The following is a 15,433-nucleotide window of genomic DNA, read 5'->3' on the forward strand; positions in this document are numbered from 1 at the left end:
AAAACGTTAGCGTTTTTGCCGAACGCTGTCAAAGTGTTCACACACCTCGGTGAGAGCGTTTATTGTCCTTGGCGTCGGGCGATTGATCCAGTCTGCATTTAACGACCACACCTGGCCTTTTTTTACCGCCGGCAGTTCATGGTGCCAGTTTGACCAGAGGTTGTCCTCTTGGGTGGCGTGAGGTGAGGTGAACAAGACTTCCGGCTGGCGGATCACCACTTGCTCAATACTGACCTGCGGGTAGGGGGCGCTGGCACGGGCAAAGATGTTTTCTCCGCCGCAAAAGCTGAACACCTCACTGGGCCAGTTGCCTCCGGCCACGGTGATGATGGGGTCATCACTTAACTGGTAAAAGTAACGGACTTTGTCCTGGGTGCGGTATTTACTTTGCAGGGCTTTGAGCTGGGCCCGGAACTTGTCTGCGGCTTGCTGGCCGACCTCTGGCGTTGCGCTGTACCGGCTGAGCTGCTCAATATTGCGGGCAATATCTTCCAGAGAGTCAGTGCTGGACTCATAGATGGGTAAGCCGAACTGTTTGAGTTTTTCCAGTTCTTTGGCCGGGTTCCCGGCGGGCCAGGCAATGATTAGATCGGGTTGCAGCGCAATAATTCGCTCCAGTTTGATGCCTTGATAATTGGCTACGCGCTCAAGTGTTTTGGCTTGATCCGGGTAGTCGCTCATTTCGCTGACCGCAATCAGTTGTTCGCCAAGACCGGCAGCAAAGGCGATTTCTGTTGCATGTGGCGCTAAGCTGATCACACGCTGAACCGGTTCGTTGGCGAGTGCGGTAAGCGAAAGAAAAAATGGCACGGCGTAGCAAAGTTTGTTCATCAGAATCCTTGATAAATCAGTCCGAGCATAAGGCTTTGGGTAACCAGCCAGGCAAAGATGCGCCAAACCAGTAAGGTTTGAATCTGCGCCAGATGGATCGCCGCAGGGGCGATGCGTCCACCAATTTTGGCGCGTTCTGTTCGTTGGCCGTGATAGAGTGCCGGACCACCGAGAGAAAGTTGTAATTTATTGCCGACGGCGCATAACAACCAGGCAGGGCCGGGTAAGGGCCAGGATTTTGCTTGTTGGCGAATCCCTGTGCTGACGGTGGTCAGGTTGTTGCCGAGTGCGATTAATAGGGCAAACAGGCGTAATGGTATCAGTTCAAGCGCAGCGACAAGCTGAACTGCTGGCCGGCCAAACGGGGAATATTGACACCGACTCGGCGACCATACCCGCGCCAGCTCCGCAGCCAAACGGTATAGGATGGCACCTATTCCCCCGGCTAATCCATACCAGAACAGGACACACACGACATTGCGCCCGTAACCCATAATGAGGGTTTCAGCCCCGGCTTTACCAATCCCTAACAGAGATAAGGTATCCGTATCACGGTTAAGGTAAGGCGTGAGCAGGTCTCGACAACGGACTTTGTCTTCGCTCGACATGGCGGTGATCAGCTGTTTTGCCAGCGTTTCATTGTTGCGCCAGTCCAGCGCGATAAGCAGCAGCGCCAGTTCAAACAGAGGTGCCTGCCAGACCAGTGGTTGCATTGCGAGCAGTGATATCAGGCACGGCAGCAACATTAACAACAACGCGAGGCTGCCGGATAGAATACTTTGTGAGTAGCTGTGATTATTATTGACTTTATCGGCGAGCTGCTTGGCTAATTGGTGCCAGAGCGTGACAGGATGCGCCGCCCGAGGAATAGGCAGGAGTAAATGAAATAACAGGGCGCCCCACATCACGAGGAGCGCACCATTGGCATAAAACTGCTGAAAGAGTTCTTGCATGACTTAAGATCTTACTTGGTCAGCTCCAGCATCTTAAATACCATCTCAGAAGAGCTTTTCGCTGCGAGTGGCAGGAACTCTTCAAAGCTCATTGGCGACTCTTTGTCCGCGACGTCAGAAATGGCACGCACCACTACAAATGGTGTATTGAACTGGTGGCAAGTCTGCGCGATCGCTGACGCTTCCATCTCTACTGCGACAACCGATGGGAAGTGCTGACGGATAAATGCCTGACGTTCCGCGGTGCAGACAAAGGCATCACCGGTGCAGATCAGGCCACGAACCGCGTGGGTGTTGTCCATCTGAGCCAACGCTTGCTCTGCCAGGTCGATCAGTTTTTCATCTGCTTTGAACGCTGCTGGTTGCCCAGCCATCTGGCCCATCTCATAGCCAAATGCCGTTACATCTGCATCGTGGTGACGAACTTCTGTAGAAATCACCACATCACCGAGGTTGAGGCTGGAATCAAAACCGCCGGCTGAACCCGTATTGATCACTACTTCTGGCTGGTACTCATCAAGTAAAATCGTCGTACCAACTGCGGCGGCAACTTTGCCGATACCAGATTGAAGCAGCACGACTTCTACATCGTTAATTTGACCAGAATAAAACGTACAACCAGCTTTACTGACAGTTTGGCAGTTTGCCATTGCCTGTTTCAGAATGGTCACTTCTTGTTCCATCGCGCCGATGATACCAACTTTCATAGCTCTCTCTTTTTAGCAATCAATTGAATGGGCGAGAGTATACCATTCCCTGCTTTGGTGTGTCGGCTATTTAATGAGCCCGGCATCTGTCAGTAATGTACGCAACTGCTCCACCCGTTTGCGGTTGACCCCAAAATCCGAGTAACCGACCCGGGACTCTGAGCGTACGGCTAACTGTTGATCGATGATTTTCAGTTCCAGATCATCGACAAAGCGCATGATTTTTGAGGTGCACTCAATTCTTAAGTACGGGTCATCACGGCTGGCGAGCTTGGCGCCGGGCAGTTGCAGGGCGGCTTGTGCAATGGCGTCGAGTGTTGCCTGCTGGGTTAAATTAAATGGTGCTAAATGAAATTTGTCACGTTGGTCTTGGGTTGAGACACAGTTGGGTTTTTCACCACACGGGATCTGGCTGCGGTCGGTCATCTCAGTCACTCCTTGGCTGCATGCAGTTAAGCCGAACACGATCAGGAGAGCAGCATTCTTCATGATTTTATTCCTTATGTTTGGAATCTAATTATATGTAATAAAAGAAAAAAGGATCCATTCCCTGGATCCTTTTTTATGAAGAGACTATACCTGAAGGTAATCAAGAATGCCCTCGGCGGCTTTGCGGCCCTCATCGATGGCCGTTACCACCAAGTCAGAACCACGCACGGCATCCCCGCCGGCAAAGATCTTTTCATTGCTGGTTTGATACTGAAAAGCTTGATCGGCAGGCGCCTTGATCCGGCCCCACTGATCCAGTTTAACGTTAAACGGTGTCAGCCATTCCATCGCGTGAGGCTGGAAACCAAATGCCATGATCACCGCATCTGCCGGCAGTACGTGTTCACTGCCTTCTACTGGTTGAGGGCGGCGACGGCCTGCTTCGTCCGGCTCTCCTAATGCGGTTTTGACCACTTTGACACCGCAGACCTGGCCAGAGGCATCGGTCTCGATACCCAGAGGCTGCAGGTTGAACATAAACTCGACCCCTTCTTCCCGGGCATTTTTCACTTCGCGGCGTGAACCCGGCATGTTCTCTTCATCACGGCGATAAGCGCAGACCACACTGGCGGCGTTTTGGCGAATGGAGGTGCGCACACAGTCCATCGCGGTATCACCGCCACCGAGGACCACCACACGTTTTCCGGACATATCGATAAAGGGATTATCGTGTTCAAGTCCCATTACCTGATAGGTATTGGAAATCAGAAACGGCAAGGCATCAAATACCCCTGGCGCGTCTTCATTTTCCAGTCCGGCACGCATGTTTTTGTAGGTGCCGACCCCTAAGAATACGGCGTCGTAGTCATCGATCAACTGTTGCATGCTAATGTCTTGCCCCACCTCGACATTTAAGCGGAATTCTATGCCCATCTCGCTGAACACCCGGCGGCGGTTTTCCATCACGCCTTTTTCCAGTTTAAAAGAAGGGATACCGAAGGTCAGCAGGCCACCAATTTCCGGGTAGCGGTCAAACACCACGGGTTTTACCCCGTTGCGAACCAGAATGTCAGCCGCAGCTAGGCCGGCGGGGCCCGCGCCGATGATGGCGACTTTTTTATCGGTCCAATCGACCTGAGACATATCCGGTTTCCAGCCCATTTCAAAGGCTTTGTCAGTGATGTATTTTTCTATATTACCAATGGTCACAGCACCAAAGTCATCGTTTAGGGTGCACGAGCCTTCGCACAGACGATCTTGCGGACATACCCGGCCACACACTTCGGGCAGGCTGTTGGTTTGGTGTGACAGTTCCACCGCTTCCAGAATACGTCCTTCGTTGGCCAGTTTGAGCCACTGGGGAATGTAGTTGTGCACCGGGCACTTCCATTCACAATAAGGATTGCCGCAATCGAGGCAGCGATCCGCCTGTGCCGTGGCCTGTTGCTGGGTAAAAGGTTCGTAGATTTCAACGAACTCAATTTTCCGTATTTTGAGCGGTTTTTTCGCCGGATCAACACGTTGAACATCGATAAATTGGTAAACGTTCTGACTCATGATTCAAACATCCTCCATGATTTACTGGGCTTGAACGCGCAGTTCCGCTGAGCTGCGACTCTGGTGACCCAGCAGTGTATTCAAATCGGCCGATAGTGGTTTCACCAAATAAAATTTTGGAATCCATTCATCAAAGTTTGCCAGGATGTTTTCTGCATGCACTGAGCCGGTCTCTTCAAGATGCTCGGCGATCAGGCCGCGCAAATGTTCTTGATGGATATAGAGATCCGACAGGGCAATCGCCTCGACAGATTCATTATTGACTCGTCCCTGGAAGTCGTGATTTGCATCCAGCACGTAGGCGAAACCACCGGTCATTCCGGCGCCAAAGTTGACCCCGGTTGCACCAAGAATGGCCACGATACCACCGGTCATGTACTCACAGGCGTTATCACCGGCACCTTCTATCACTGCGATGGTACCTGAGTTGCGTACAGCAAAGCGCTCGCCGGCCGTACCAGCGGCAAACAGTTTGCCGCCGGTTGCGCCGTACAAACAGGTGTTACCGATAATCGTCGCCTCATTACATCTAAAGGCGGTGCCCTGGTGTGGTTTGAGTACCAGCTTACCACCAGCCATGCCCTTCCCGACGTAATCGTTGGCATCCCCGGTGAGGTATAGTTCAACCCCGCCCGCGTTCCACACGCCAAACGACTGGCCGGCAGTGCCGGTCAAATGCACCTTGATTGGTGTGCCAGCCATGCCCTGATTGCCATAGCGCTGGGCAATTTCTCCTGAGAGGCGGGCGCCTACGGAACGATCGGTGTTGATCACGTTGTAGAAGAAGCTGGCAGACTGGCGCTGCGTAATCGCATCGCTGGCGTCTTCTACCATCTTCTGGTTTAGTACGGCTTTGTCAAAGGGGGCATTAGGCTCGGTCCAGTAGAGCGGATGCCCTTGGGGGGAGAGCGGTGCTTCCAGAATGCCGGACAGATCAAGTTTAGTCTGCTTTGCAGTGAGCCCGGCGACGGTATCCAGTAAATCGGTCCGGCCGATAAGGTCAGTCAGTTTCTCCACTCCCAGCAACGCCAACAGCTCGCGAACTTCCTGCGCTAAGCCGGTGAAGTAGTTGACCACCATCTCTGGCAGGCCTTTGAAGTATTCTTTGCGCAGCGTTTCATCTTGGGTTGCCACGCCGGTAGCACAATTGTTTAAGTGACAGATGCGCAGGAACTTACAGCCGATCGCCACCATCGGAGCGGTACCAAAGCCAAAGCTTTCTGCGCCAAGAATGGCGGCTTTGACTACATCCAGCCCGGTTTTTAAGCCGCCGTCGACTTGCAGGCGGATTTTGTGCCGCAGGCCATTGGCGACTAACGCCTGTTGTGTTTCCGCCAGTCCCAGTTCCCACGGGCAGCCGGCATATTTGACCGACGTCAGTGGGCTGGCGGCCGTACCACCGTCATAACCGGAGATGGTGATCAGATCGGCATAAGCTTTGGCTACACCGGTGGCGATGGTGCCAACACCTGGCTCGGAAACCAGTTTTACCGACACCAGCGCGTTTGGGTTGACCTGCTTCAGGTCAAAGATCAGCTGCGCCAGATCCTCAATTGAATAAATGTCGTGATGCGGAGGCGGGGAGATCAGCGTTACGCCCTGCACCGAGTAACGTAATTTGGCGATTTCAGCCGTCACCTTATGGCCGGGTAACTGGCCGCCTTCTCCCGGTTTTGCCCCCTGGGCGACCTTGATCTGCAACACGTCAGCATTGGTCAGGTAATGGGGGGTGACGCCAAAACGCCCGGACGCAATCTGCTTGATGCGTGAGTTGCGCTCAGTACCAAAACGGCGCGGGTCTTCTCCTCCTTCCCCTGAGTTGGAGTAGCCCCCCAGGCGGTTCATGGCGATTGCCAGCGCTTCATGAGCCTCCGGACTTAATGCACCGATCGACATCGCCGCGGTATCAAAGCGTTTAAACAGTTCGCCAGACGGTTCGATTTTTTCCAGTGCCAACGGTTGGGTGGCCTTTTTCAGTGTCATCAGATCGCGCAGCATTGCAAACGGACGTTCGTTGACCTGCTTGGCGTAACTGAGGTAGTCACAGGCGTCGCCGGTTTTTACCGCCTGCTGCAGAGTGCCGACCACATCGGGGTTGTAGGCGTGATATTCACCGCCGTGAACGTACTTCAGCAGGCCGCCATGCTCTATCGATTTACGTTTGGCCCAGGCCTTGCGTGACAGGTTATACAGATCCTGCTGGAAATCACTGAAGTCAGCCCCCTGAATACGGGTAGTGACGCCACTAAAGCAAACATCAACCACTTCCTGGCTTAGTCCGACCGCTTCAAACAGTTGCGAGCAGCGGTAGGATGCTACCGTTGAAATGCCCATCTTGGACATGATCTTATACAGGCCTTTGTTGATGCCATTTTGGTAGTTTTGCATTACATCGCGATAATTCTTGTCCAGTGCGCCGTCATCGATCAATTTGCCCAGTGCTTCGTAAGCCAAATAAGGGTAAACAGCGGTCGCACCAAACCCAAGCAGCACGGCAAACTGGTGAGGGTCACGCGCGGTTGCCGTTTCTACGATGATGTTGGCATCGCAGCGCAGGTTAGCTTTGATCAAGCGGGATTGTACGGCACCCACGGCCATTGCCGCGGGGATAGGCAGTTTTCCCGGCACCAGCGCCCGGTCGGACAATACGATTAAAACGGTGCCTTCGCGCACGACCTGCTCAGTCTGAGCACAAAGATCGTCAAGCGCTTGCTTGAGATCTTTTTCATCCGGGGAGTAATTGATGTCTAAGATGGTGTTTCGATAATGATCGTCACCCAGTTCCAGCAGTTGTTGCATATCGGAGTACAGCAGCACCGGAGAGTCAAACGCCACCCGATAGGCATGGCCATCGGTTTCACAAAACACGTTCATCTCCTGACCGATGCTGGTGGCGAGAGACATTACGTGTTTTTCCCGCAATGGATCGATGGGCGGGTTGGTGACCTGGGCAAATTTCTGGCGAAAATAATCGGTAATCAAACGTTCTTTGGAGGAGAGGACTGCCATAGGTGTGTCATCACCCATTGACCCGACGGCTTCCTGACCCATATCCCCCAACACGCGCAGAACCTGGTCCACTTCCTCGCGGGTCATGGCAAACTGTTTCTGATAGGTTTTGAGCAGATCGCTGTCGAAGCTGCGTTCACCGACCTGTTCGTCCGGCATTTGAGCAAATGGGGTGAGTTTGTGAACGTTGTTATCCATCCATTCACGGTACGGGTGGCGGCTTTTCAGATCATTGTCGATCTCACTTGATTGCCATAACTTCCCTTTGCGGGTATCGACCACCAGCAGCTCACCGGGGCCAACCCGGCCTTTTTCTGCCACTTCATCGGGAGCATAATCCCAGATCCCGATTTCCGATGCGAGGGTGATCAGTTTGTCTTTGGTGATCACATAGCGGGCAGGTCGCAGCCCGTTGCGATCCAGATTACATGCCGCATAACGGCCGTCTGACAGTACGATGCCGGCAGGGCCGTCCCACGGCTCCATGTGTTTAGAGTTAAAATCGTAGAACGCGCGCAGGTCCGGATCCATATCCGGGTGGTTTTGCCATGCCGGTGGGACCAGCATCCGCATGGCGCGGAAGATATCCATCCCGCCGGCGAGAAACAGATCCAGCATGTTATCCAGGCTGGAGGAGTCGGAGCCGGTTTCATTGACAAACGGTGCGGCGGTCTGCAGATCGGGCAGCAGGGGAGAGGCAAATTTGTAAGCGCGTGCGCGTGCCCACTGGCGGTTGCCCTCAATCGTGTTGATCTCGCCATTATGAGCCAGATAGCGGAACGGCTGAGCCAGTGGCCAGCGTGGTTGGGTGTTAGTAGAAAAGCGTTGGTGGAACAGGCAGATAGCAGATTCCATCCGCAGGTCGGCAAGATCCAGATAGAAACGCGGCAGATCCGCCGGCATGCATAGTCCCTTATAAACCAGCACTTGGGTCGACAAACTGCAGATATAAAAGTCACTGTCATCGGTGATCTGTTTTTCGATCCGTCGCCGGGCGATGTACAGGCGGCGTTCGATATCCCGCTCGCGCCAGCCGGCTGGCGCAGAAATAAACACCTGCTGGATATCGGGTAACGAAGCGGCAGCAATCGGGCCCAGCACCTGCGCATTGGTCGGTACTTCCCGCCAGCCCGCGACGGTTAATGTCTCTTGGGCAAGTTCTTTATTGACGATATCTCTTGCCCGTTGGGCATTTACCGGATCGCGGCTAAAGAAAATCATCCCCACGGCGTATTGCTTGCCGAGTTTAAAACCATTTTCCTCCGCAATCAGGCGTAGATAGGAATCGGGCTTTTGCAGTAAGAGACCACAACCGTCGCCGGTTTTGCCATCGGCGGCGATGCCACCACGATGAGTCATTCGGTCAAGTGCGGAAATTGCTGTACGAACCAGCTTGTGGCTTTGCTCGCCTTCCATATGCGCGATCAAGCCAAATCCACAGTTGTCTTTTTCAAGACTTGGATCATAAAGAGCCATTGCAATTCTCCTTTTGCTTATCTGTCCCCGTGACAGATACATCAACACTGCTCTTGTCGATGTTGGTGACTGACTATGCGTCAGTTTTGGAGTTATAGGTATATTTATTCAATAAAATGTACGATATATATTAATAACTTTGGTGTGTTTTGTTTCGGCTGTGTTCACAAGCTATAGCCTATTGTAAAAAAGGTCAAGTTGTTAGTGGATGATCATGCAAATATGCGATTTACCATGTATTCAACTTAAATAGGGCTTTAAGATCAGTAAGATAGCTTTTTTGTTGTTACAGATAAGTAACGTTTGCTTTGGGCTGGGTAAAAAAAGACCAGCATAACATGCTGGTCAAAACAAAAAGTTTGGAAGGATTGATTTTGTATCCTCAATTTGAGCTACCACTTGTACTGGTAACTCAAACTGAGGATAAGAGCGCTCGCTGGCGCTTTTAATTAAGCGGAAAGCATCATTGAATCTGCTTTTGCTTCTAAGTTGGTACCACCCATCAGGTATGCATCAATGGTACGAGCACACTCTCGGCCTTCATTGATACAACGAACCACCAGAGACTGGCCAGTTCGCATATCACCTGCCGCGAAGACGCCTTCTTGGTTGGTGGCAAAACCTTGGGTCGCAACATTGCCGCGTTCATCCAGTTCGATGTCGAGCTGAGCCAGTACACCGGTAGGTTCCGGGTGGAGGAAGCCCATCGCAAGAAATGCCATGTCACACGGGATCACGCGTTCGCTGCCTGCCACTTCGGTAAAGCCCGGACGTTCACCTGGCTTAGCTTCTTGCCAAGCGATGTCCGCAACACGCAGGCCGGTCACTTCGCCTTTATCGTTACCGATAAACTCTTTGGTTAAGATATTCCAGTGACGATCCACACCCTCTTCATGAGAGGTCGAAGTACGCAGAATCATCGGGTATTGTGGCCATGGCATGTTAGCTGGGCGTTTCTCTGGTGGCATCGGCATGATTTCAACCTGAGTCACGCTTGCTGCGCCGTGACGGTTCGAGGTGCCGACACAGTCAGAGCCGGTATCACCACCACCAATCACTACCACATGTTTACCCGCGGCGTGAATTTCTTCACCTTTCAGATCCATGTCGTTAGCGCGGCGATTGTTTTGCGCCAGGAACTGCATGGCGAAATAAACGCCGTTTAGTTCACGTCCCGGAACCGGAAGATCGCGTGGAACGGTAGAACCACCAGTCAGCAGTACCACATCGTATTCCTGACGCAGTTGCTGTGCGTTGACATCAACACCAACGTGTTGGTTGACTTTGAACTCAATCCCGGCCTCAGCCATTAGATTGATCTTACGATCAATCACTTCCATGCTCAGTTTAAAGTCCGGGATGCCAAAGCGCAGCAGGCCACCGACTTTTTCATCACGTTCGAACACCGTCACTGTGTGGCCCGCGCTGTTTAACTGCTCCGCTGCAGCCAGGCCTGCAGGGCCGCTGCCGATGATGGCGACGGTCTTTCCGGTGCGAGAACGTGGCGTTTTCGGTTTGGCATAGCCTTCACGATAAGCCGTTTCTACGATGGTTTTCTCAATGTTACAGATGGTGATTGGGTCTTGGTTAATGCCAAGCACACAAGCACTTTCACATGGTGACGGACAGACACGACCAGTGAACTCCGGGAAGTTGTTGGTCGAGCTCAGGATGTTCCATGCTTCTTCCCAGTTGTCACGGTATACCGCATCATTAAATTCCGGGATGATGTTACCGATCGGGCAGCCGTTATGACAAAACGGCACACCACAATCCATACAACGAGAAGCCTGAGTATTGATCTTACAGCCAAACTCCTCATTCAGAACAAACTCTTTGTTGTTCTTGATACGCTCTTGCGGGTCGATCTTCTGTGGTAGCTCACGACCATGCTCTAAAAATCCAGTAGGCTTACCCATTACACTGCCTCCGCTTCTGCTTGCTCTGCCTCAGCCTGACGTCTTTGAAGAACCGCTTTGTAATCACGCGGCATGACCTTAACCATTGAGGCTAGGCTGGCTTCAAAGTTGTCCAGGAATGACTGAGCGACTTCACTTCCTGTGAACTTGACATGCTTGGTTAACATATCGAGTAATAGCTCTTTGTCTGCTTGTTCGATTGGATCAAGGTCGACCAGCTCAGGATTCAGTTTCGCCTCAAAGTCGCCTGACTTATCCCAAACGTAAGCCACACCACCACTCATACCGGCAGCAAAGTTGCGTCCGGTTGAGCCAAGGATAATGGCCGCACCACCGGTCATGTATTCACAGCCGTGATCACCGACGCCTTCCACAACCACTTTGGCACCGGAGTTACGTACACAGAAGCGCTCGCCTGCCATACCACGGATGAATGACTCACCAGAGGTGGCACCGTAGAAACAGACGTTACCCACAACAATATTGTCTTCGGCGACAATTGATGAGTTGCTGTCAGGGTAGAGCACCAGTGTACCGCCAGACAGACCTTTACCCCAGTAATCGTTCGCGTCCCCTTCGACTTCGAACTTCACGCCCTTCGCCAGGAAGGCACCAAATGACTGACCTGCAGAGCCTTTGAACTTAACATTCATTGGCTGTGGCAGACCCTGGTCTTTGTACACTTTCGAAATTTCGTTCGACAGCATGGTACCGGCCGAGCGGTCAGTGTTGACGATTGGCAATTCGGCGTTCACTGTTTCGCCTTTTTCAAGCGCAGGGATTGCTGCCTGGATCAGTTTGCGATCCAGTACCGATTCAAGGTTGTGGTTCTGCTCTGTCTGGTTGTACACGCCGTCTGCCTCGCGTGGCTGCTCAACATGCAGCACCGGGGACAGATCCAGGTTTTTGTACTTCCAGTGTGAGAGGTCCTGGCGGACTTTGAGTTTTTGACCCTGACCGACCATCTCATCAACCGTGCGGAAACCAAGTTCAGCCATAATTTCACGTAGACCCTGAGCCATGTACTGGAAGAAGGTCACGACGTCTTCTACGCGGCCATCAAAGCGTTCACGCAGGGTTTTATTCTGAGTGGCGATGCCCACCGGGCAGGTGTTCTTATGACACTTACGCATCATGATACAACCTTCTACCACGAGAGCTGCGGTCGCGACGCCCCATTCTTCCGCACCAAGCAGCGTTGCAATGGCAAGGTCACGCGGGGTTTTCATCTGGCCATCAGCCTGAACCACGATACGGTTACGCAGACCATTTTTCAGCAGGGTCTGGTGCGTTTCTGCCAGGCCGAGTTCCCAAGGAAGACCGGTGTGACGGATAGAAGACAGTGGTGAGGCACCCGTACCGCCGTCGAAGCCCGCGATCAGCACCACATCGGCTTTCGCCTTGGCTACACCTGAGGCGATGGTACCGACACCCGCTTCTGAAACCAGTTTTACGTTCACGCGACCGGCGCGGTTGGCGTTTTTCAGGTCGTAGATCAGCTGCGCCAAATCTTCGATTGAGTAGATATCGTGGTGTGGCGGTGGTGAAATCAGTCCGACCCCTGGTGTTGAGTGACGGGTAGCACCGATCCAGTCGTCCACTTTATCACCTGGCAACTGGCCACCTTCACCTGGTTTCGCACCTTGAGCCATCTTGATTTGCAGCTCATCGGCGTTAGTCAGGTAGTAAGAGGTGACACCGAAGCGGCCAGATGCAACCTGCTTGATGGCAGAGCGTTCCCAGTCGCCATTTTCTTTGCGCTCGAAACGGGTTGGGTCTTCACCACCTTCACCGGAGTTTGATTTCGCGCCGAGACGGTTCATCGCAACCGCTAGGGTTGAGTGTGCTTCGTACGAGATCGAACCGAATGACATTGCACCGGTTGCAAAGCGCTTGACGATGCTTTCGATAGGCTCAACTTCATCAATTGAGATCGAACCGGCCGGGTTCTTGACGAACTCAAGCTGGCTGCGCAGGGTTACGGCGTTATGGCCTTGTTTATCAACCGCATCCGCGTACTGCTTGAACTGCTGGTAATCTTTGCCACGCGTTGACTGTTGCAGTAGTGAGATGGTTTCCGGGTTAAACAGGTGTTTTTCACCACGCTGTTTCCACTGGTATACACCGCCGACATCCAGCATCTGGATTGGAATTTCGCGTTGTGGGTAACCCACACGGTGGCGAACCAGGACTTCTTTCGCGATGTCATCCAGCGTCAGGCCCTGGATACGTGATACCGTACCGGTGAAGTATTTATCCACCACAGACTTGTGGATACCCAGCGCTTCGAAGATCTGCGCACCGTGGTAAGACTGCAGGGTGGAGATGCCCATCTTGGAGAAAATCTTCAGCAGGCCACCGTTGATGGCTTTACGGTAGTTGTCGAACAGCACGCGAGGATCGGCTTGAGGATCGAGTTTTTTGGTGCGCTGTAGGTCAGCGATGGTCTCGATAACCAGGTAAGGGTTAACGGCGTTAGCACCGTAGCCGAGTAGCGTTGCAAAGTGGTGCGTTTCACGTGCGTCACCGGTTTCGACCACAATGTCACATTTGGCGCGCAGGCCTTTGCGGATCAGGTGGTGGTGGACGGCACCGACAGCCAGCATCGCTGGGATGGCAGCATGGTTCGAGTTCACCGCGCGGTCGGTCAGCAGGATGATGGAGTAACCGTCGATGACCGCATCTTCAGCATACTGGCAGATACGCTTCAGCGCCCGCTCCAGTTTGCCCTGATCTTCACTGGCCTGGAAGACGATATCCAGCGTTTTCGCCTGCAGGTGCTCGTTATCAATTGCACGCAGCTTTTCCAGTTCGTTGTTTGCCAGTACCGGCGATTCCAGCTCGACTTTCTGACAGTGATCCGGAGTCTCGCTCAGCAGGTTCTGATCCTTACCCAGGTAAGTGTTCAGCGACATCACCATCCGTTCACGGATCGGGTCGATCGGCGGGTTGGTAACCTGAGCGAACAACTGCTTGAAGTAGTTGGACAGGTGTTGCGACTGGTGAGAAAGCACGGCCAGCGGCCAGTCAGCACCCATGGCAGAAAGTGGTTCTTTGCCCTCATTCGCCATCGGCACGATAATTTCGTTCACTTCCTCGGCGCTGACGCCAAAGGATTGTTGACGGTGCAGCAAACGCTCAGGTGACGGCTGGCTGAACTGGTTGCTTGCGTCAGGCAGGGCCTTCAGGCTCAGCAGGTTATCTGCGACCCATTTTTCGTATGGCTGCGCAGAAGCAATGGTGTCTTTGACCTCTTCATCAGAGATGATACGGCCTTGTTCCAGGTCAGCGACGAAGATACGCCCCGGTTGCAGACGACCGCGGAACTCGACGTTTTCCGGTGCGATATCGACCACACCTGATTCCGATGCCATGACCAGGAAATCATCCTTGGTTACGGTATAGCGAGATGGGCGCAGACCATTCCGGTCAAGCGTCGCGCCCACTTGTACCCCGTCAGTAAAACAGACAGAGGCAGGGCCATCCCATGGTTCCATGATGTTAGCGTGGTACTGATAGAAAGCACGGCGCTTGGCATCCATGGTTTTGTTTTCTTGCCACGCTTCCGGGATCATCATCATCAGAGCGTGTGGCAGACTGCGGCCGGACAGAACCAGCAGTTCCAGAGCCATATCGAAGTTAGAGGAATCTGAGCTGCCTTCCTGACAGATAGGCAGAAGCATATCGATTTCCGCCTGAGTAAACAGTTCGGATTCCAGAATTGCTTCACGCGCTTTCATCCAGTTCAGGTTACCGCGTACGGTGTTGATCTCACCGTTGTGCGCAATGTAACGGAAAGGCTGGGCCAGACGCCATTTAGGGAAGGTGTTGGTAGAAAAGCGGGAGTGTACCAGTGCCAGCGCGGTTACCATGGTTGGATTTTGCAAATCCAGGAAGTACTGTGGTACCTGCTCGGTGGTTAGCTGGCCTTTATAAACCAATGTCTTATAAGACATGGAGTTAATGTAGAAGTCGTCACCGATGTTTGACACACTTTCCAGACACACTCGTACGGTGTAGTTACGCAGTACGTAGAGTTTGCGTTCCAGCTCTTCTGGCGTGATGCCAGGGCCGCCAGAGATAAACACATGCTCAAATTGCGGCTCGGTGCTAAGCGGGTCGGCACCAATCATCGAGTTGTCAGTCGGCAGAACGCGGTAACCCAGAACTTCCAGATCCAGGCGCTGGGCGTTGCGTTCCAGAATGTCACGGCATTGTGCGCGTTTGTACTCATCTTTAGGGAAAAGCACCACACCCACGCCGTATTTTTCGAAAGAAGGCAGTTTAATGCCTAACTTGACGGCTTCTTCTAATAGGAATTCATGTGGTTTTTGTAGCAAGATACCGGCACCGTCACCGCTGCATGGGTCACAACCTTGACCACCACGGTGTTCCATACGGGCTAGCATGTCTAATGCTTGCGTAACAACTTCATGAGATTTACGGTTTTTCAGGTGAGCAACAAAACCGATACCACAAGCGTCATGCTCCAGCTCCGGAGTGTACAGCCCCTGTGAATTTTGCTCTCTATCTACCATAGATACATCCTTCC

8 protein-coding genes are annotated in these 15,433 nt (G+C 52.8%); all 8 read right to left on the reverse strand.

The features are described 5' to 3' along the window. Positions 1–6: 6 nt before the first annotated feature. Positions 7–831, reverse strand: a complete 825-nt coding sequence (gene btuF, locus P2G85_RS06365) for a vitamin B12 ABC transporter substrate-binding protein BtuF (RefSeq protein WP_275863258.1) — start codon at positions 829–831, stop codon at positions 7–9. After that, a complete protein-coding gene (locus tag P2G85_RS06370) occupies positions 831–1,784 on the reverse strand; it encodes a cobalamin biosynthesis family protein (protein WP_275863259.1) in 954 nt (317 codons plus the stop codon). The genes btuF and P2G85_RS06370 overlap by 1 nt, the downstream gene beginning before the upstream one ends. 11 nt (positions 1,785–1,795) lie before the next feature. Beyond that, positions 1,796–2,491 carry a 5'-methylthioadenosine/S-adenosylhomocysteine nucleosidase gene (mtnN, locus tag P2G85_RS06375; RefSeq protein ID WP_275863260.1) on the reverse strand — a complete coding sequence of 232 codons (696 nt, stop codon included), beginning with the start codon at positions 2,489–2,491 and terminating at the stop codon, positions 1,796–1,798. A 66-nt stretch (positions 2,492–2,557) separates the two neighbouring features. Next, positions 2,558–2,980: a DUF1499 domain-containing protein gene (locus P2G85_RS06380; RefSeq protein WP_275863261.1), complete on the reverse strand. Its 423-nt coding sequence runs from the start codon at positions 2,978–2,980 to the stop codon at positions 2,558–2,560. A gap of 84 nt (positions 2,981–3,064) precedes the next feature. After that, complete coding sequence (locus P2G85_RS06385) at positions 3,065–4,477, reverse strand: FAD-dependent oxidoreductase (protein WP_275863262.1); 1,413 nt, start codon at positions 4,475–4,477, stop codon at positions 3,065–3,067. Positions 4,478–4,498: 21 nt separating this feature from the next. Continuing rightward, positions 4,499–8,962, reverse strand: coding sequence for a glutamate synthase large subunit (gene gltB / locus P2G85_RS06390; RefSeq protein ID WP_275863263.1), 4,464 nt, complete (start codon positions 8,960–8,962; stop codon positions 4,499–4,501). Positions 8,963–9,411: 449 nt separating this feature from the next. Beyond that, positions 9,412–10,881 (reverse strand): glutamate synthase subunit beta, encoded by a 1,470-nt coding sequence (locus tag P2G85_RS06395; RefSeq protein ID WP_275863264.1) that lies wholly within the window; start codon positions 10,879–10,881, stop codon positions 9,412–9,414. Beyond that, on the reverse strand, positions 10,881–15,419 hold the full coding sequence (gltB, locus tag P2G85_RS06400) for a glutamate synthase large subunit (protein ID WP_275863265.1): 4,539 nt from the start codon (positions 15,417–15,419) through the stop codon (positions 10,881–10,883). The genes P2G85_RS06395 and gltB (P2G85_RS06400) overlap by 1 nt, the downstream gene beginning before the upstream one ends. Positions 15,420–15,433 lie beyond the last annotated feature (14 nt).

Origin of the sequence: Vibrio sp. CAU 1672 (assembly GCF_029223195.1) — a bacterium.
Lineage (GTDB): Bacteria > Pseudomonadota > Gammaproteobacteria > Enterobacterales > Vibrionaceae > Vibrio.

What these genes read in the sequence shown, in the direction of transcription:
- btuF (WP_275863258.1), bottom strand. Translation starts at nt 831, where the DNA reads ATGAACAAACTTTGCTACGCCGTGCCATTTTTTCTTTCGCTTACCGCA.
- P2G85_RS06370 (WP_275863259.1), bottom strand. Translation starts at nt 1,784, where the DNA reads ATGCAAGAACTCTTTCAGCAGTTTTATGCCAATGGTGCGCTCCTCGTG.
- mtnN (WP_275863260.1), bottom strand. Translation starts at nt 2,491, where the DNA reads ATGAAAGTTGGTATCATCGGCGCGATGGAACAAGAAGTGACCATTCTG.
- P2G85_RS06380 (WP_275863261.1), bottom strand. Translation starts at nt 2,980, where the DNA reads ATGAAGAATGCTGCTCTCCTGATCGTGTTCGGCTTAACTGCATGCAGC.
- P2G85_RS06385 (WP_275863262.1), bottom strand. Translation starts at nt 4,477, where the DNA reads ATGAGTCAGAACGTTTACCAATTTATCGATGTTCAACGTGTTGATCCG.
- gltB (WP_275863263.1), bottom strand. Translation starts at nt 8,962, where the DNA reads ATGGCTCTTTATGATCCAAGTCTTGAAAAAGACAACTGTGGATTTGGC.
- P2G85_RS06395 (WP_275863264.1), bottom strand. Translation starts at nt 10,881, where the DNA reads ATGGGTAAGCCTACTGGATTTTTAGAGCATGGTCGTGAGCTACCACAG.
- gltB (WP_275863265.1), bottom strand. Translation starts at nt 15,419, where the DNA reads ATGGTAGATAGAGAGCAAAATTCACAGGGGCTGTACACTCCGGAGCTG.